Origin of the sequence: Streptomyces alanosinicus, assembly GCF_014650595.1 — a bacterium.
Taxonomy (GTDB): domain Bacteria; phylum Actinomycetota; class Actinomycetes; order Streptomycetales; family Streptomycetaceae; genus Streptomyces; species Streptomyces alanosinicus.
In genome coordinates this window covers 895,384-913,144 of record NZ_BMVG01000001.1, presented here as the reverse complement: position 1 = coordinate 913,144, position 17,761 = coordinate 895,384, and the positions used below count along the sequence as shown (strand labels likewise).

The 17,761-nt window shown below is 71.7% G+C and carries 16 protein-coding genes and 2 pseudogenes; 8 read left to right on the top strand and 10 right to left on the bottom strand.

Features of this window, described 5'->3' with window-relative positions; genetic code table 11:
* The first annotated feature begins 117 nt into the window (after positions 1 to 117).
* A complete protein-coding gene (locus IE277_RS04150; RefSeq protein ID WP_189948554.1) occupies positions 118 to 762 on the top strand; it encodes a DsbA family protein in 645 nt (214 codons plus the stop codon).
* Here the strand turns inward: IE277_RS04150 and IE277_RS04145 are convergent.
* Positions 749 to 1,507: pseudogene (locus tag IE277_RS04145) on the bottom strand (FGGY-family carbohydrate kinase); the annotation flags it as partial. The gene IE277_RS04150 and the pseudogene IE277_RS04145 sit on opposite strands and share 14 nt — an antisense overlap.
* Between IE277_RS04145 and IE277_RS04140 the strand changes: the two are divergent.
* The 4 genes and pseudogenes from IE277_RS04140 to IE277_RS04125 all read left to right on the top strand — a co-directional run.
* A pseudogene (locus tag IE277_RS04140) lies at positions 1,487 to 2,175 on the top strand (FGGY-family carbohydrate kinase); the annotation flags it as partial. The pseudogenes IE277_RS04145 and IE277_RS04140 sit on opposite strands and share 21 nt — an antisense overlap.
* Positions 2,176 to 2,383: 208 nt before the next feature.
* Positions 2,384 to 3,310, top strand: a complete 927-nt coding sequence (locus tag IE277_RS04135) for a terpene synthase family protein (RefSeq protein WP_189948553.1) — start codon at positions 2,384 to 2,386, stop codon at positions 3,308 to 3,310.
* Complete coding sequence (locus tag IE277_RS04130; RefSeq protein WP_189948552.1) at positions 3,307 to 4,092, top strand: SDR family NAD(P)-dependent oxidoreductase; 786 nt, start codon at positions 3,307 to 3,309, stop codon at positions 4,090 to 4,092. The genes IE277_RS04135 and IE277_RS04130 overlap by 4 nt, the downstream gene beginning before the upstream one ends.
* The gene (locus tag IE277_RS04125; RefSeq protein WP_189948550.1) at positions 4,089 to 4,700 is read left to right on the top strand and encodes a histidine phosphatase family protein; all 612 of its coding nucleotides are present in this window, start codon (positions 4,089 to 4,091) and stop codon (positions 4,698 to 4,700) included. The genes IE277_RS04130 and IE277_RS04125 overlap by 4 nt, the downstream gene beginning before the upstream one ends.
* Positions 4,701 to 4,824: 124 nt before the next feature.
* Here IE277_RS04125 and IE277_RS04120 read toward each other — a convergent pair whose 3' ends face one another.
* The 7 genes from IE277_RS04120 to IE277_RS04090 all read right to left on the bottom strand — a co-directional run bounded on the left by IE277_RS04120 (position 4,825) and on the right by IE277_RS04090 (position 12,107).
* Positions 4,825 to 5,472: a superoxide dismutase gene (locus IE277_RS04120; protein ID WP_189948548.1), complete on the bottom strand. Its 648-nt coding sequence runs from the start codon at positions 5,470 to 5,472 to the stop codon at positions 4,825 to 4,827.
* A gap of 134 nt (positions 5,473 to 5,606) precedes the next feature.
* Positions 5,607 to 6,995 (bottom strand): amino acid permease, encoded by a 1,389-nt coding sequence (locus IE277_RS04115; protein WP_189948546.1) that lies wholly within the window; start codon positions 6,993 to 6,995, stop codon positions 5,607 to 5,609.
* A 121-nt stretch (positions 6,996 to 7,116) separates the two neighbouring features.
* Positions 7,117 to 8,013: a TauD/TfdA dioxygenase family protein gene (locus IE277_RS04110; protein ID WP_189948544.1), complete on the bottom strand. Its 897-nt coding sequence runs from the start codon at positions 8,011 to 8,013 to the stop codon at positions 7,117 to 7,119.
* A gap of 93 nt (positions 8,014 to 8,106) precedes the next feature.
* Positions 8,107 to 8,841 (bottom strand): ABC transporter ATP-binding protein, encoded by a 735-nt coding sequence (locus IE277_RS04105; protein WP_189948542.1) that lies wholly within the window; start codon positions 8,839 to 8,841, stop codon positions 8,107 to 8,109.
* Complete coding sequence (locus tag IE277_RS04100) at positions 8,817 to 9,662, bottom strand: ABC transporter permease (protein ID WP_189948540.1); 846 nt, start codon at positions 9,660 to 9,662, stop codon at positions 8,817 to 8,819. Before IE277_RS04100 ends, IE277_RS04105 begins: the two co-directional genes overlap by 25 nt.
* Positions 9,659 to 10,702: an ABC transporter substrate-binding protein gene (locus tag IE277_RS04095; protein WP_189948538.1), complete on the bottom strand. Its 1,044-nt coding sequence runs from the start codon at positions 10,700 to 10,702 to the stop codon at positions 9,659 to 9,661. The genes IE277_RS04100 and IE277_RS04095 overlap by 4 nt, the downstream gene beginning before the upstream one ends.
* A gap of 205 nt (positions 10,703 to 10,907) precedes the next feature.
* Positions 10,908 to 12,107, bottom strand: coding sequence for an ROK family transcriptional regulator (locus IE277_RS04090; RefSeq protein ID WP_189948536.1), 1,200 nt, complete (start codon positions 12,105 to 12,107; stop codon positions 10,908 to 10,910).
* Between the two features lie 481 nt (positions 12,108 to 12,588).
* Between IE277_RS04090 and IE277_RS04085 the strand changes: the two genes are divergently transcribed.
* A complete protein-coding gene (locus tag IE277_RS04085) occupies positions 12,589 to 13,209 on the top strand; it encodes a biotin transporter BioY (RefSeq protein ID WP_189948535.1) in 621 nt (206 codons plus the stop codon).
* A 124-nt stretch (positions 13,210 to 13,333) separates the two neighbouring features.
* Here the strand turns inward: IE277_RS04085 and IE277_RS04080 are convergent, their stop codons facing one another.
* Positions 13,334 to 14,761, bottom strand: coding sequence for an amino acid permease (locus tag IE277_RS04080; protein ID WP_189948534.1), 1,428 nt, complete (start codon positions 14,759 to 14,761; stop codon positions 13,334 to 13,336).
* 215 nt (positions 14,762 to 14,976) lie between these two features.
* Between IE277_RS04080 and IE277_RS04075 the strand changes: the two genes are divergently transcribed.
* Together IE277_RS04075 and IE277_RS04070 are read left to right on the top strand one after the other, a co-directional pair.
* Positions 14,977 to 15,462, top strand: a complete 486-nt coding sequence (locus IE277_RS04075; RefSeq protein WP_189948533.1) for a ribose-5-phosphate isomerase — start codon at positions 14,977 to 14,979, stop codon at positions 15,460 to 15,462.
* A gap of 122 nt (positions 15,463 to 15,584) precedes the next feature.
* Positions 15,585 to 16,394, top strand: a complete 810-nt coding sequence (locus tag IE277_RS04070) for an Fpg/Nei family DNA glycosylase (protein WP_189948532.1) — start codon at positions 15,585 to 15,587, stop codon at positions 16,392 to 16,394.
* A gap of 95 nt (positions 16,395 to 16,489) precedes the next feature.
* Here IE277_RS04070 and IE277_RS04065 read toward each other — a convergent pair whose 3' ends face one another.
* Positions 16,490 to 17,728, bottom strand: coding sequence for a GNAT family N-acetyltransferase (locus IE277_RS04065; protein ID WP_189948531.1), 1,239 nt, complete (start codon positions 17,726 to 17,728; stop codon positions 16,490 to 16,492).
* Between the last annotated feature and the right edge of the window lie 33 nt (positions 17,729 to 17,761).

Below are 17,761 nucleotides of genomic sequence, written 5' to 3'. Positions count from 1 at the left end.
ACGTCGATGGCGGCTGAACAGGACCGATCCTGCCATGCGCCCCTGACACCGGGCACCAGGGAATGGCCGGGCGGGCAGGGGCGTTGTCCGGGAAAAGAGTCCCCTTTGAGGAGAGACATGTCGGAGAAGACCCCTGTCGACTTCTGGTTCGACCCGGTGTGCCCCTGGGCCTGGATGACTTCCCGGTGGGTCCTGGAAGTGGAGAAGGTCCGAGACATCGAGGTCCGCTGGCACGTGATGAGCCTGTCGGTGCTCAACGAGAACCGGCTGGACGAGCTGCCGGAGGAGTACGCCGAGAACATGCGCCCCGGCGGCAAGACCTGGTGGCCGGTCCGGGTGGTGATCGCGGCCCAGCAGCTGCACGGCGACGACGTGGTCGGCAGGCTCTACACCGCGCTCGGCACCCGCATCCACAACGAGGGCCTCGGGGTGAACCGCGAGAGCATCGCCGCCGCCCTCGCCGACGCGGACCTGCCCGCCGACCTGATCGAGTACGGCGAGAAGGACACCTACGACGCCGAGCTGCGCGCCTCCCACAAGGAGGGCATCGACAAGGTCGGCCAGGACGTCGGCACCCCGGTCGTCGCGCTGCCCGGCCCCGATGGGGAGCAGATCGCCTTCTTCGGCCCGGTCGTCACCCCCGCCCCCAAGGGCGAGGAGGCGGCCCGCCTGTGGGACGGCGCGGTCGCCGTCGCCTCGGTGCCGGGCTTCTACGAGATCAAGCGGACCCGCGTCAAGGGCCCCGATTTCAGCAACCTGTGAACCCGGTGAGCGGGCCCGGTCGGCGCCGGGCCCGCTCCCTCGCCCGCGCCAGCAGCTCCAGGTGCTCCTCGTACCCCTTCGCGTAGTACGCCGCCCGGTCCGGGTCCGGCTCGGTCACCCCCGTCGGCTCGGTCCAGGCGGCGGCGTCCAGCGGGATGCCGTACCGGGCGGCGGCCGCGAGCACCGCGCCCCGCGCGCCGACCTCGCCCTCGACCACCCGCAGCGGGCGGCCCAGCACATCCGCCGGCAGCCGTGTCCAGGCGGGGCTGCGGGTGCCGCCGCCGCACACCGCGAGCGTCCCGGCCAGACCCGCCGCCAGACAGAGCCGGGCCGCGTAGCCGATGCCCTCACAGGTGGCGCGGACCGGATCGGCGGGCCGGGTCTCCAGCGACACCCCGAGCAGTTCGGCCCGCAGCCCCGGCTCCACGAACGGCGCGCGCTCACCGGACGGCGCGAAGTACGGCAGCACCCGCACCCCGGACGCGCCGGGCGGCGCCGCCTCCAGCAGGGCGTCCAGGTCCCGGTGCCGGGCGCCGGTCGTGGCCGGCACCCGGTCCAGGGCCGCTGTCCCCACCATCGCGGGCATCGCGCGCAGCCAGTGGCCCGGCCGGTCGGTGGAGATGTACAGCCCGGCCGGTTCGCCGCCGAGGTCCACCGCGCCGGTGGCGACCAGGCTCGCCAGACAGGTGCCGACGATCAGCAGTCCGTCGCCGGGCGCGGTGACGCCGGCGCCGAGCGCGCACGCGATCCGGCCGGCGTGGTCTGCAACCACCGTGCGCCGGAGGGGACCTGGCTGCCCGGCGGCGCGTCCAGCGTCGGCGCCGGCGTCCTCACGGCCCGCTTCCCGGGCGCCGACCCGGCCGCCCTGGACGCCTGCGCGAGCGCGTACGAGCCCTCGGGCGCCGTCGCCTATCCGCTCGTCTCGCCCGGTGAGCGCTTCCCCTTCCGCGCCTCGCACGCCACCGCGCTGCTCCTCGGCACCCCGCGCTCGGACGCCGATCTGTGGGCGGCCCTGCTGCAGGGCGTGGCCTTCGCCGAACGGCTCTGCCTGGACCATCTCCAGCTGCTCGGCGCCCCGTCGACGGCCCCCTCACCTTCACCGGCGGCGCGGCCCGCAGCGGCTGCTGGACCCAGCTGCGCACCGATGTCCTCGGCCGCCCGGTCCGCGTCCCCGAACAGCCCGAACCCGCCCTGGGCATGGCCGCCCTGGCCGCGTACGGCACCGGCGCCGCGGCCACCCTCGTGGACACCGCCAAGGGCATGGTCCGCGCGGGCGGCACGGTGAGCCCGCGCCCGGAGCACACCGCGCGCTTCGCCGAGCCGTACGCCCGCCTGATCGGCGAGTTGGGGACGCGGGGCTGGCTGCCGTCGGCGGTGGCGGCATATTCACGCGCCCGGATCGGGACGACCTAGCACAAAACCTTCTGCTCGGCTTTTAGCTCGATCGGATGGACAGACCGGGACGAGTCTTGCAGGAGGCATGTGCGCCACAAGATCCTTTCCAGTGAGGGGACTTCAGAAAGGCGCAGGTGTGACGTATCAGGGTGTCGTTTTCACCACCCCGTGGCCGCTACGGACCAACCCGCATGTCGATGCGGCCCGGGAGAGCGCGATCGAGTGGATGAGACGGTTCGATCTGCTCCACGGCGACCAGGCCGTCCAGGAGTTCACCGACTGGCGGCTGGCGGAGGCCGCCGGGTTCCTCTACCCCCGCGCGGATCGCGAGGCGTGTGCCACGGCCGCGCAGATGATGGGCTGGTACCTCCTGCCGTTCGACGACCAGTTCGACGGGGAGGCCGGACGCGACCCGCGGCGGGTGGCCCGGGTCTGCGACGCCCTGATCGGCATCGTGCACGGGGCGTCCGGGCCCGAGCGCCATCCGGCGCCCACGGTACGGGCGTTCGCCGATCTGTGGGAGCGCATGGTGCGGGGCATGTCCGCCACGCTGCGCGCCCGGGTGGCCCACCACTGGTCGTCGTACTTCTCGTCGCAGCTGACCGAGGCGATCGACCGGGTCGAAGGCCGGGAGTTCACCGACCTGGAGGAGTACTTCCAGCTGCGGGCCGCCACCACCTGCGCCTTCGGGCAGAACGACCTCGCGGAGCACTGGGGCGGCATCGAGGTCGCCCCGGTGGTGTGGCACGACCCCGTGCTGCGGCGCATGCGGCGGCTCGCCGCCGATCTGGTCGGGTTGCGCAACGACTCCATGTCCCTCGTCCACGAGGACATCGCCGGCGGTCACAACGCCATCCACCTCCTCGAACGCGCCCACGGCTGTTCCCGGGCCGCGGCGCTGGCCCTCGCCTGCGAGATCGCCCAGGACAAGGCCGACGCGCTGGTGGAGCTGGAGCGGCGCGAACTGCCGCGGCTGGTGCGGGCCCTGGACGCCGACCAGCGGGCCGCGGTGACCGGATACGCGGACACCCTCCACGACCGGGTCCTCGGTGACGACGAGTGGGAGCGGATCACCACCCGCAACCGCGCCCACCGCACCCTGCCCGACTGGGCGGCCTGTCTGCTCGTCGGCGCCGAAGGCCCCCGGCCATGACCGGCACCGCGCGGATCGCCCTGGTCACGGGGGCGGCCGGGGTCATCGGCTCCGCCGTCACCCGGGCGCTGCTCGACGACGGTGCCGTCGTCGTCGCCGCCGACCTGGCGGCGCGGTCCGCCGGGCCCGTCCCCGGCGAACTCGCCGACCGGTGGCTGCCGCGCGCACTCGACGTCGCCGACGAGGCGTCCTGGAGCCGCCTGGCCGACGAGGTCGAGGAGCGCTTCGGACGGCTGGACGTCCTGGTGAACAACGCCGGTGTCATGCGCCCCGGCCCGCTGCAGACCACGACGGTCGAGGACTACGCGCGCATGGTGGCGGTGAACCAGACCGGTGTCTTCCTCGGCATGCGGGCCTGTCTGCCGCTGATGATCCGGGCGGGCGGCGGGCACATCATCAACATGGCGTCGTTCGCGAGCCTGGAGGGCATTCCCGGACTGTCGGCCTACTGCGCCTCGAAACACGCCGTCCTCGGCCTCACCCGCTCGGCCGCCATGGAGGTCGTCGGCCTGGGTGTCCGGGTCAACGCGATCTGCCCCGGAGCCGTCGCCACCCCGCTGATGCAGGGCATCGACCGGAGCGCCCTCGGCTACGCCCCGGAGGAGCTGCTGGCCCAGGTCCCCATCCAGCGGCCCGCCGCGCCGGAGGAGATCGCCGGGGCCGTCCTGTTCCTGGCCGGCGAAGCCTCCTCCTCTATGACGGGATCGACCCTGGTGGTGGACGGCGGCTGGAGCGCGGGCCGGGTCGCCTCCGGACGGCAGCGGGAATACTGCTCACCATGACCCCCACCACCCTGCTCCTGGCCCGCCACGGGGAGACCGTCTGGCATGCCGAGAACCGGTACGCCGGAGTCAGCGACATCGCGCTCACCGACACCGGGTACGCCCAGGCCGAGGCGCTCGGGCGGTGGGCCGCGGCGCACCCCGTGGACGCGGTCCGCACCTCCCCGCTGTCCCGGGCGGTCGCCACCGCCGACCCCGCCTGCCGGGCCCTCGGCCTGACCCCGCTGCGCGAACCCGCGCTGCGGGAGTGCGACTTCGGGGTGGTGGAGGGCCGTACGCTCGCCGAGTTCGCGGCGGAGAACCCCGGCGCGGCGCGGGCGTTCCGCGCCGACCCGGTGACGCATCCCTTCCCCGGTGCCGAGGACCCCGGCGCGGCGGCGGAGCGCGGGAGCGCCGCCCTGCGCCGGATCGCCGCCGCCCATCCCGGCGGGCGGGTCCTGGTGGTCGCCCACAACACCCTGCTGCGTCTGGTGCTCTGCTCGCTGCTGCGCATCCCGCTCGCCGACTACCGCCGGGTCCTGCCGGGGCTGCGCAACGCGGCGGTCAGCGAGATCCGGATCGACGGCGGGCACACGGCGCTGCTCTCGCTCAACGTGCCCTGTGCGTAGGGCGCGTACGTGACATGGGAGAACCCCGTGAGTCCTGTCCTCACGGGGTTCTCCGTCCATCCGCCTGCCGCCGTGAAGGGTGAGAAGACGATCACGAGGCAGGACGACTTGGGGGGAGCGGGGCTCAGGGGGCCAGCAGCAGCGCTCCGGCCCGGGACCTGGCGGCCTCGTAACGGCGGGCCACGTCCTGCCAGTTGACGACGGCCCACATGGCGTCGATGAAGTCCACCTTCTGGTTCCGGTACTGGAGGTAGAAGGCGTGCTCCCAGGCGTCGAAGACCAGGATCGGGGTGGCGCCCTGGCCGACGTTGCCCTGGTGGTCGTAGACCTGCTCCACGACGAGACGGCCGCTGAGCGGCTCGTAGGCGAGGACGCCCCAGCCGGAGCCCTGGGTGGTGGCCGCGGCCTTGGACAGCTGGGCCTTGAAGCCGGCGAAGGAACCGAAGGACTGCTTGATCGCCTCCGTCAGCTCGCCCACCCCGTCGGCGGCGAGCGGCTCACCGCCGCCGTCCTTCGGGCCGGTCATGTTCTGCCAGTAGATGCTGTGCAGGATGTGCCCGGAGAGATGGAAGGCCAGGTTCTTCTCCAGCCCGTTGACCGATCCCCAGCTCTCCTTGTCCCGGGCCTCCGCCAGCTGCTCCAGCGTGTCGTTCGCGCCCTTCACATAGGCGGCGTGGTGCTTGTCGTGGTGCAGCTCGATGATCTCCGGGCTGATCACGGGCGCCAGCGCGGAGTAGTCGTAGGGCAGGTCGGGCAGCGTGTAGACGGGCATGGGTGATCCCCTCCGGAACCTTATTGCAAGTCTCTTGCAACTACACACTAACAACAAGAGTGTCAGGGCAGCAGAAAGGCCCCCGCATGTCGCATGCGGGGGCCGTTCCCGTGGGGCCGTCTCGGGTGCCGAGGTCAGGCCCTGGCCGCCCGCACCCGCTGCCAGGCGTAGCCCGCCGCGGCCAGGACCAGGGTCATCGCGCCGGTCGAGTAGAGCTGGACGCGGGTGTCCGGTTCGCGGGCCATCAGGGCGAAGATGGTGACCATGCCGGCCAGGGCGACCCAGGTGAGACAGGGGAACGCCCACATGCGGACGACCAGTTTCTCCGGGGCCTCGCGCTCCACACGGCGGCGCAGCAGCAGCTGGGAGACCGCGATGAAGATCCAGACGACCAGGATGACCGCGCCGATCATGTTCAGCAGCCACTTGAAGACGTCGTCCGGCCGCCAGTAGCTGAGCAGCACACAGACGAAGCCCAGCACACAGGAGGTCAGGACCGCGAGGCGGGGGACCCCGCCGGAGAGCCGGGCCAGGAACCCCGGGCCCTGGCCGCGCTCGACGAGCGAGAAGGCGATGCGCGAGGAGCCGTAGATGTTGGCGTTCATCGCGGAGAGCAGGGCGACCAGGACGACCACGTTCATCAGCTGGCCCGCGCCCGGGATGCCGAGGTGGTCGAGCGTGGCGACGTACGGGCCGTTCGTCACGACGTCCTTGGAGTCCCAGGGGACCAGGGTGACGACGACCGCCATGGAGCCGATGTAGAACAGGGCGATGCGCCACATCGCCGTGCGGACGGCGGAGGCCACGCCCTTGACCGGGTTCTCCGACTCGGCCGCCGCGATGGTGACGGTCTCCAGTCCGCCGTAGGCGAAGACCGAGGCGAGCAGGCCGATGATCAGGCCGTTGCCGCCGTGCGGCAGGAAGTGGCTCAGGTTCGCGGTGCCGGGGGCGTCGGTGCCGGGCAGCACGCCCGCGATCGCCAGCACGCCGAGGATCAGGAACAGGCTGATCGCGCCGACCTTCAGCGCCGCGAACCAGAACTCGAACTCGCCGAAGTTCTTCACGGCGGCCAGGTTCGTCCCGCAGAACACGACCATGAACAGCGCCACCCAGGCCCACTCGGGGGTGCCGGGCAGCCAGCCGGAGACGATGTGCGCGGCGCCGATGCCCTCCAGGCCGACGGCCGTGCACAGCAGGATCCAGAAGGACCAGCCGGCCGCGAAGCCGGCCCACGGCCCGATCGCCCGCTCGGCGTGCGCCGAGAACGAACCCGAGGAGGGGTACGCGGCGGACATCTCGCCCAGCATCCGCATCACCAGCATGACCAGCAGCCCGGAGAGCGTGTAGGCGATCACGATCGACGGGCCGGCCGCGGCGATGCCCGCGCCGGAGCCGACGAACAGGCCCGCGCCGATCACCCCGCCGAGCGCGATCATCGACAGATGGCGCTGCTTGAGGCCGTGGGAGAGGGAGGCGCCGCCCTGGTGCTGTGGCGGCGTCTCGGTCGTCGTGCTGCTGGGCATGGGCGCGGCTCTCCCCCTGTAATGGGCGGGTAAAAACCCCGCCAGTCTGGGCGGCCCGTCCGCTCAGCCGGAGGGGCTGCCCAGCATCCGGACATCTGCTGTACTCAGGGTGAACCCCCGGTTACGCGGTCGTGAGCACCGGTGTGTAGTGCGAGGCGTCACCTTCGATCGCGTAGCTCTCCTTGCCCTCGATGCCGGCCGGGACGTCACCGGCGACGGTCACCCGGTGCAGCCGGCGCGGCAGACCGTCGTAGTTGTCGATGGCGTAGTGCTGGGTGATCCGGTTGTCGAACAGCACCAGCTCGTGCTCCGCCCAGCGGTGGCGCAGGATGTTCTCCGGGCGGGTGACGTACGACTGGAGCAGGTCCAGGATCTTGCGGGACTCGCCGCCGGACAGGCCCACGACGCGCTGTGCGAACCCGCCGATGAACAGGCCGCGTTCGCCGGTCAGCGGGTGGACCCGGACCACCGGGTGGGCGGTGCGGTAGGTGAGGGAGGTGAACTGGGCGCGCTGGGCGGCCTGTTCCTCGTCGATCTCCTCCTCCGGTACGGCGTAGTCGTAGTCGTTGGTGTGCTCGGCCCACAGGGTGTCCGCGAAGCGGCGCAGCGGTTCGGGCAGGTCGCGGTAGGCGGCCGCCGCGTTCGCGATCAGGGTCTCGCCGCCGTACGGCGGGATCGTGAGCGAGCGCAGGGTGCTGGCCTGGGGCGGGTTGAGGACGAAGGTGACGTCGGTGTGCCAGTGGTTGGCCCGGCCCCGTTCGCTGTCGACGGGCAGCACGTTCGGGGCGCCGTCGACCGCGCCGACCGTCGGGTGCGCGGTGGTCAGCTCGCCGAAGTGGCGGGCGAAGGCCTGCTGGCCGGCGTCGTCCAGACCGTCGGCGGCGAAGACGAGCGCCTTGTGGACGTTCAGGGCCTCCCGGATCGCGTCGACCTGATCGGGGGCGAGCGGCCGGGTGATGTCGACGCCGGAGACACGGGCGCCGATCCGGGCGGTGACTTTGGTGAGCTCGATGGACATCGGGGTTCCTCTCAGCTGGAGACAGGGGTCGGGGTCAGGTACTGGTGGGCGGAGCGGGGCGCGCCGGGCCGGGCCGGCGTGATGCTCCAGGGGTCACCGGTGGTCCTCCGTGACGCCCAGTGCGGTCAGCAGCCGCTCGCGGTATTCGCCCAGCACCGGTTCGCGGTAGGAGCGCGGATGGGGGCGGTCGATGGCCAGGTCGAGGCCGATCCGGCCCCGGTCCAGGACGAGGACCCGGTCGGCGAGCACGATCGCCTCGTCCACGTCATGGGTGACCAGCAGCACGGACGGCCGGTGGCGCGTCCACAGCTCGCGCAGCAGATGGTGCATCTTGATCCGGGTGAGCGCGTCCAGCGCCCCGAACGGCTCGTCCGCCAGCAGGAGTTCGGGCTCGCGGACCAGGGCGCGGGCGAGCGCGGCCCGCTGGGCCTCGCCGCCGGACAGCTCGCCCGGCCAGGCCCGCTCCCGGTCCGCCAGGCCGACCTCTGCCAGGGCGGCCCGGCCGCGCGGGCCGGCGTCCTTGCCGTCCGTGCCCAGCAGGACGTTGTCCAGCACCCGGCGCCAGGGCAGCAGCCGGGAGTCCTGGAAGACCACCGACACCCGCTCCGGCGCGGTGAGCCGCCCGTCGCCCGCGACCCCGTGGTCCAGGCCCGCGACCGCCCGCAGCAAGGTGCTCTTGCCCGAGCCGCTGTGCCCGAGCAGGGCCGTGAACTGGCCGGCGGGCAGGTCGAGGTCGATGCCGTCGAGGATCGTACGGTCGCCGAACGACCGGGTCAGCCCGCGTAGCCGTACGGCCGGACGGGTCAGCTGCTCAGTGTGCGGCGCCATGCCAGCACCCTCCGTTCGATCAGCCGGACCGCGCTGTCGGAGACCAGGCCGAAGACGCCGTAGATCAGCAGGCCGACCAGGATGATGTCGGTCCGGCCGTAGTTCTGCGCCTGGAACATCAGATAGCCGAGGCCGTTGGTGGCGTTGATCTGCTCCAGCACCACCAGGCCCAGCCAGGAGCCGGTCACGCCGAGCCGGAGCCCCACGAAGAAGCCGGGCAGCGCGCCGGGGATCACCACCTGGCGGACGAAGGCGAGCCGGGTGAGGCCCTGCGCCTCGGCGAGTTCGACGTATCTGCTGTCGATGCCGGACAGTGCGGCATGTGTGTTCAGATAGACCGGGATGTAGACGACGATCGCGATGATGGCGATCTTGAAGGTCTCCCCGATGCCCAGCCAGAGGATGAACAGCGGGATCAGGCCGAGGGTCGGGATCGCCCGGTTGAGCTGCACGGTCCCGTCGATCAGTGCCTCCCCGGTCCGGCTGAGCCCGGCGGCGAGCGCGAGCAGCACACCCGCGACCAGGCCGATCGCGAAGCCGTATCCGGCCCGCTCCAGGGAGGTCAGGATGTCGGTGGCCAGGGTGCCGTCGGTCCACAGACGACCGGCGGTCCGCACCACGGTCCAGGGCGCGGAGACGGCACCCGTGTCGAGTGCTCCGGCGGCGGAGGCGGCGGCCCACAGAGCGAGGACGGCAAGCGGGCCGGCCAGCCGGGCGGCGGGCAGCCGGCGGCCGGGGGAGAGCCGGCGGCGCCGCCGGACCTGGGGGAGTTCTCCGGCCTGTGCCGCAGGGACGGCGGTCGTCGTGGTCACGGTGGTCATTTCCGGTACTCCTCGGATACGGCCTTGGCGGCGATCGACTCGAAGCGGTGGTCGAAGAGGGAGGAGACGTCGAACTTCTTCACGAACCCGCCCTCGGCGAGCAGGTCGGCGGTCTCCTGCTCCCACTTGATCGCCTCGTCCCAACGGGGCGGGAACAGCGGCTTGTTGGCGAGCCTGGAAATGCCCTGCGCCTGCGCCGGGGTCAGGTTCTGCGTCTTGACGTAGAACTCCTCGTCCCACACGTCCGGGTGCTCGTGTGTCCACACCTGGCCCTGGGCCCACTGCGGGATGTAGGCGGCGATCGCGGCGGCCTTCGCGGGGTCGTTCAGCACCGACTGCGGCGCCCACAGCAGGTTGAGGAGGTCGACGACGTCGGTGGGGATGGTGCGGGCGCCCTTCGCCTCGTACTGCTTCAGGTAGGCCGGGGCCTGGCTGATGGCGAGCGGGGCCACGTCGACCTGCCCCGACTGCAGCGCGGTGAAGAACTGGTTGCTGGTCAGCGGGACCAGCGTCACGGCGTCGTACGTCAGTCCCGCCTGCTTCAGCGCGCGCAGCAGGACGACGCCCTGTGCCTGGCCCTGCGAGAAGGCGAGCCGCCTGCCCTTGAAGTCGCGGGCGGTGTGGATGTCGCTGCCGGGCTTGGTGGCGAAGAGGTAGGTGGGTTTGCGGGTGATGTCGATCGCCACGATCTTCGCGGCGTAGCCCTGGTAGTGCGCCTGGATCGGCGGGATGCCCGCGTTGTCGGCGAGGTCCAGGGAGCCGGCGCGGAAGGCGTTGATGACGTCCGGGCCGGCGCCGATGTTCAGCCAGTTCGACACGGTGAACGGCAGCTCGGGGAGCTTCGCCAGCCGGAACTGCAGCTGCTGCACGTTCTGGTACGAGGCGATCTTCAGGCTGGTCCCGGCCGGGACCTTGTCGGCGAGCGGCTTGGTGGCGGCGCCCTCGGTGTCCGCGGAAGCCTCGCCCTTGGCGCAGCCGCTGAGACCTGCCACGGCTGCGGACGCGCCCAGCAAGGAGGAGAGAAAGACACGACGGTGCATGGGAGAACTCCCAGGGGAAAAGAGGGGAAACGCAGCAGGAATTCCGGGCAGGCAGGCCGGAGGGAGAAAGACTCACGCAGCGGGAAACACGCGCTTCATGCGCGGCAATGTGTCAGCAACAGAGGGTGCGACAGCTCCAGAGCGAGTCCATGACCAGCATGTTCTCGGCCGCGATCGCCCCCTGTCAATATTCCGAGTTTCTGAATTAAATAGCCTCAGGTGACACGCTCAGCGGATCCCTGAACAGCACGTCCAACGCCACCGAACCGCCCGCGACGGCCAGCACGGAATCAGGGAAGCTCGTCGGCAGCACGGCCGCGGTGCGATGTATTCCGGCCGCTTCCCTGAGCGCGCTCAGGCAGTCCTCGAAATGGATCACGCCCACCTCGGTCACGACGACGGTCTCCGGATTGAGCACGTCCAGCAGCAGTCCGGCCGCCCGCCCCGTCATCCGGGCCCGCTCCACCAGCAGCCGTCGGGCCCTCGTGTCCCCGGCCGCCGCCGCAGCCACCACCCGCATCGGATCCGCCGCGCCGCTCACCCCGGCCGCGCGGGCCCGCCGGCACAGCGTGCGCTCGCTCAGCTCCACTTGAAGGCAGCCGGTACGGCCGCACGGGCAGGGTTCGGTGCCGCCCGGCACCGGCAGATGCGCGATCGCCCCGGCCGCCGAGCGCGGCCCGTGGTGCACCTCGTCATGGGTGGCGAAGGCCGCGTCGACCACATTGCCCACGAACAGATGCAGCATGCTCCCGCTGCCCCGGGCCCGCCCGAACAGTCGCTCCCCGTTCACCAACGCCCGTGCGTGCCCGTCCACATGGACCGGCAGCGCGGTACGGGCGCCGAGCAGCTCCCGCACCGGCACCTCGTGCCAGCCCAGCAACGCGTGCTCGACCACGCTGCCCGTCTCCCGGTCCACCCAGCCGCCGACCGCCACCCCGACCCCCAGCGGCCGGCGGCCCGCCGCCCGGGCGAGCAGTTCCGCAAGCCCCTCGGCGGCCCGCGCCAGCACCCAGCCGGGCTCGGTCCGGTCGTGCCGCAGCTCGCGCCGGGCCACCACCCGGCCGCGCAGATCCAGCAGCGCGACCGTCGTGTACGGCACGGCCACATGGACCCCGCCGACCAGGAACCCGGTGTCGTCGAGGTCGATGGGCACATGGGGGCGCCCGGCCCCGTTCGAGCGGCGGGGCGCGGCGGACCCGCGGATCAGGCCGAGGGCGGTGAGCCGGGCGCAGTGCTCGGTCACCGAAGCGGGAGACAGCCCGGTCAGTCGGGCGATGGTGCTGCGCGCCACCGGTCCGTGCGCCAGCACGGACCGCAGCACGGCACTGGCGTTGGTGCGTCGCCGGTCGCTGTCGGCGACACGCGGAATGGGGGAGGCAAGGGGGGATACCGCGGTACGGGGCATGGAGAACCGTCCTCGGGAACGGGGCCGACACGTCTCGGGCTTCGAGGGGGTTCGAGCTTCGATGAGTTCGAGCAAAGAGGCGTGCCGAGCGGTGCGCCCCTACCCCGGGCGGCGACAGGTGGCCGCGCCCTGGCGTCGCAGGTCGACATAGCGACGCGACGTGAAGTACCGGGCCTGGGCAACCATGCTTGCGAAGCTAGCAAAACGCTCCCGCGCTGCCCAGACGGCGACCGACGGGCGAGACGGGACCCCGCGGGGCTTTGGTGGGTCCCCACAGTTCTTTTTGGCGCCCGGGAAGTGAGCTGAGCGTCTCCACCTCAGTGACCGGCATCACGCCGGACCGCGTGTAAGTACCACCATTTGTTCGAAGGTCACCAAGGTGCCGTTCGACCCTTTGTCGAGCGCCGACGGTGATCGGTTCGAGGCGGCTGGGATAGCGTCACGACGTCCCGACGTGTCCACACCACCCCGCGGAGTCCCCATGAGCACCGCCACCGCCACCGCTCGCCCCGGAGCAGTCCTCGCCGACCTGCTCCCCTCCCCCAGGCTCTCGGCTTCGCTCGAGCTGGGCGGTGCCCCCACCCGCGTCCGTGACGCGGCCCTCGTCGTCGGCGGTGCCGTGCTCACCGGCCTCGCGGCCCAGGTGGCCGTGCCGGTGCCCGGCTCCCCGGTGCCGGTGACCGGCCAGACCTTCGCCGCGCTGCTCGTCGGCACCGCGCTCGGCGCCCGCCGCGGCTTCCTCTCCCTCGCCCTGTACGCGCTCGCCGGTGTCGCCGGTGTGCCGTGGTTCGCGGACGGCACCTCCGGCGCGGCCTCGGTCTCCTTCGGCTACATCCTCGGCATGCTGCTCGCCTCGGCGGCCGTCGGCGCCCTGGCCCGGCGCGGCGCCGACCGCTCGCCGCTGCGCATGGCGGGCGCGATGCTCCTCGGCGAGGCGGTCATCTACGCCGTCGGCGTGCCCTACCTGGCCCTCGCCGCCGACCTGCCCTTCTCCAAGGCGGTCGCGCTCGGCCTCACCCCGTTCCTGATCGGCGACGCCCTCAAGGCCGCCTTGGCGATGGGCGCCCTGCCCACCGCCTGGAAGCTGGCCGACAAGCGCTAGCCGCGCCGCGCGGGGCCTGTGCCAAGAGAGGTTCGCCACTCACGTCAAAGAGGTTCGCCGGGTCGAGGGTTTCCTCGACCCGGCGAACCTCTTTTTCGCGGGTGGGCTGCGTCAGGCGGTGCCGTCAGCCGGTGGTGACCTTCTCGACCGCGTCGACGGGCGGCACGCTCTCCGCGCGGTCCGTGCCGAACTTCTGCTTCAGCAGGGAGACGACGACCACGACCGCCGCCACACCCACCGACAGCAGCACGGTCGTACGACCGCTGCTCTCGCCCTTCGTGTCGGTCAGCATGTAACCGAGGACGAAGACGATGAAGGCGGCCGTCACCCAGGTCAGGTACGGGTACAGCCACATCTTCACGACGAGCTTCTCCGGCGCCTCGCGCTGGATGATCTTCCGCATCCGCAGCTGCGAGAAGCAGATGACCAGCCACACGAACAGGGCGACCGCGCCGGAGGAGTTGACCAGGAAGAGGAAGACGGTCTTCGGGTAGGCGTAGTTGAAGAAGACGGCCACGAAGCCGAAGACGACCGACGCCAGGATCGCCGCCAGCGGCACACCGCGGGAGGTGGTGCGGGCGAACGCCTTCGGGGCGTCACCGCGCTGGCCGAGCGAGAAGGCCATCCGGGAGGCCGTGTACAGGCCGGAGTTGAGACAGGACAGCACCGAGGTCAGCACGATCACGTTCATGATCTGACCGGCGTGCGCGATGCCGAGGGAGTCCAGCGCGGCGACGTAGGAGCCCTCCTTCTTGATGGCGGGGTCGTTCCACGGCAGCAGCGAGACCACGACGAGGATCGAGCCCAGGTAGAAGACGCCGATACGCCAGATGATGCTGTTGGTGGACTTGGTGACCGCGCGCCGCGGGTCCTCCGACTCACCGGCCGCCAGGGTCGCGATCTCGCTGCCCATGAAGGAGAAGACGACCAGCAGCACACCGGTGAGGATGGTGCCGGGTCCGTGCGGCAGGAAGCCGCCGTGGTCCGTCAGGTTGCCGAAGCTCGCCTTGTCGGCGTGCACGCCCGGCAGTACTCCGAAGACGGCCAGCAGACCGATGACGATGAACGCGCCGATCGCCACGACCTTGATACCGGCGAACCAGAACTCGAACTCGCCGTAGGAGCCGACGGAGACCAGGTTGGTCGCGGTGAGCACGGACATCACGATGAGCGCCCAGGCCCACTGGGGCACGCCCGGAACCCAGCCGTGCAGGATCCCGGCGCCGGCGGTGGCCTCGACGGCCAGCACGACGACCCAGAAGAACCAGTAGAGCCAGCCGATGGAGAAGCCGGCCCAGCGGCCGAGGGCACGGTCTGCGTGCGCGGAGAAGGAGCCGGACGCCGGGTTGGCGGCGGACATCTCGCCGAGCATGCGCATCACGAGGACGACGAGGGTGCCGACGAGGGCGTACGACAGGAGGATGCCGGGTCCCGCGGTGGCGATACCGGTACTGGAGCCGACGAAGAGGCCGGCACCGATCACACCACCGATCGCGATCATCGACAGATGGCGGTTCTTGAGTCCTGCTTGGAGGCCCGAACCAGGGGTCATGGACGGATTTCCTTTACGCCAGGAGGAGCAGCTCGTATGAGCGGTGTACGAGGCGGTCCAGTGAATCCGAGGCGAACGGATTCGGGAACCTCTGAATCCGTATCGTTACTTGAGGTTCCCTTGAGGTTCTATGGCCTCACTCACATTTCCCACGGTCAATCGGGGCGCCGCGACCCGAGGCTGCCGCCCTCAAACAGCCGTGTCACACTCATGGCATGCGCGTGTATCTTGGCTCCGACCATGCGGGCTACGAACTCAAGAACCACCTCGTCGACTGGCTCAAGGCGGCGGGGCACGAGCCCGTCGACTGCGGGCCGCACATCTACGACGCCCAGGACGACTACCCGCCCTTCTGCCTGCGTGCCGCGGAGCGGACGGCCGCGGACCCCGACGCCCTCGGCATCGTGATCGGCGGCTCCGGCAACGGTGAGCAGATCGCCGCGAACAAGGTGAAGGGCGTACGGGCGGCGCTGGCCTGGAGCGAGGAGACCGCGTCGCTCGGCCGGCAGCACAACAACGCCAATGTCGTCGCCGTGGGCGCGCGGATGCACAGCACGGAGGAGGCGACGAAGTTCGTCGAGACCTTCCTGGGCACGCCGTTCTCCGGTGACGAGCGCCATGTCCGGCGGATCGAGATGCTCTCGGCCTACGAGACGACCGGCGACCTGCCGCCGATCCCGGCGCACCACCCCCAGCAGTAGGGCCCCTGGGGGCGCTCCGCCCCCGGACCCCCGCTCGGCGGGCGGGCACACCGCCCGGCGAGCGGGCACATGAAGGACATCAGCGGGCACCTCAAGGACATGCGGGAAAGGACAGCTCAGCCTTGCCGGAAGGGCACACCATCCATCGGCTGGCCCAGGACTACGCCGGGCGCTTCCAGGGCACGGCCCCCCGTGTGACCAGCCCCCAGGGCAAGTTCTCCGACGCCGCCGCGCTGCTGGACGGATCCGCGCTGACGGCCACCGAGGCCCACGGCAAGCACCTCTTCCTCCGCTTCCGCGACGCCGACTGGGTCCACATCCACCTCGGCCTCTTCGGCAAGGTCGGCTTCGGCGACGCCCCCGCGCCCCCGCCGACCGAGACCGTCCGCCTCCGGCTCGCGAACGACACCGGCTATGTCGACCTCCGCGGCCCCACCACCTGCGCGCTGATCACGGAAGAGGAGAAGCGCGCCGTACACGAGCGCCTCGGCCCGGACCCGCTCCGCGAGGACGCCGACCCGGGTGCGGCGTACCGCCGGATCTCCCGCAGCCGTACGACCGTCGCCGCGCTGCTGATGGACCAGAAGATCGTCGCCGGCGTCGGCAACGTCTACCGCGCCGAGGTCCTCTTCCGGCACGGCATCGACCCCTACCGCGCGGGCCAGGACCTCACCCCGGCCGAGTGGGACGCCCTCTGGGCCGACCTCGTCGCACTGATGCGCGAGGGCGTGCGGAACAACCGGATCGACACCGTGCGCCCCGAACACACCCCGGAGGCGATGGGGCGCCCGCCGCGCGTGGACGACCACGGCGGCGAGGTGTACGTCTACCGCCGCGCCACCCTGCCCTGCCATGTCTGCGGCGACGGGATCCGCACCGCCGGCCTCGCCGCCCGCAACCTCTTCTGGTGCGCCACCTGCCAGACCCGATGATCCGGACCTGCCGGGCCCGATGATCCGGCGGCCGGCGATCGGAAGGCGTTCTGTCGGAAGGCGTTCTGCCAGAAGGCACTCTGCCGGTAGGCGCTCTAGAAGCCGTGCGGCAGCCAGGGGGCCCGCTGGGAGCCGAACGCCAGGGACGCCTCCGACAGGGCTCCCGGCCGCAGCTCGCGCACCCGGCCGGCCGCCGCCAGCGACACCAGGGGGACCCCGCCGAGATAGGCCGATCCCAACTCCCGTACCGACAGCGCGAGATCGGCCGCGTCCGCCGTGCGTTCGCAGGATGCGCCCTTCGGGTCGCCGGTGAGCCGCCAACGCCCCTCGTTCCAGGGGCAGAAGGCGTCCTCGACCTCGAACACGACGTCCAGCGGCGCCTGGTAGGTGCGCGCCGACAGAGCCGCGCCGACATCGACGAGCCGGACATGACCGGCGTCCCGCTGCCGCGTGCGACAGCGCCGGATGTCGTCCACCAGATACTGCCAGGCGTCGTCCACCGGACGGCGCCGCACGGCCAGGGTGGTCATCAGGTCGAGGCCGAACAGGAACCGCCACAGCGCCGCGTCGGTCGCGGGATCCAGCGCGGCCAGGTCCTCCAGCGTGACCGTGCCGTCGTGCCCGCTCGCGCCCCAGCCCATCCTGGTGCGGAACCGGGCGTACCCGGTGACCTGCCCCGCCCGCTCGGCGACCACGCACCGCAGCTCCGAGCCGCCGTCCCGCTCGCTCTCCGGGTCGAGCAGGCCGGCCCGCTCCCAGCCGGGCAGCCGGGCCAGCATCCCGGGCCGGGCCGGCACCAGCGCCGCGTACACCGCCTCGCACGCGGTGAGGGCGTCGGCGGGCTCCGCATAGCGCACCCGCACGTCCTCCGTGCCGGCGGGCAGCGCCAGGGAGACCCGGCTCGTGTCGATCTCGGCCCCCAGCTGGAAGGTCGCCGCGCCGTACCCGAAGCGGCCGTAGATGGCGGGCTCGGACGCCATCAGCACCGCCAGCGGCTCGCCCAGCGCGCGCACGTCGTCCAGCTGCCGGCGCATCATCGAGGTCAGCAGCCCGCGCCGCCGATGGGTGCCCGCCACACTCACCATGGTGACGCCGGCCGAGCGGACCTCGGCACCGCCCGGCACGGTCATCCGGAAGCTGAACGCGCCCGCCGTCCCGACAATCTCGTCCCCGTCACGAACGGCCAGCGAGCGGTCGAACTCGGTGAGGGAGCGGTCCAGTTCGCGTTCCTCGGCGGAACCGGAACCGCCGAAGGCCCGGACCACACCGTCCCACCACCGGTCGAAGTCGGCCGGCGCCAGCACCGTCAAATCGGTCACGCGTTCAGTCCCCATGAGTCATGCCTATCAGGGCATTGCGGGACGAGC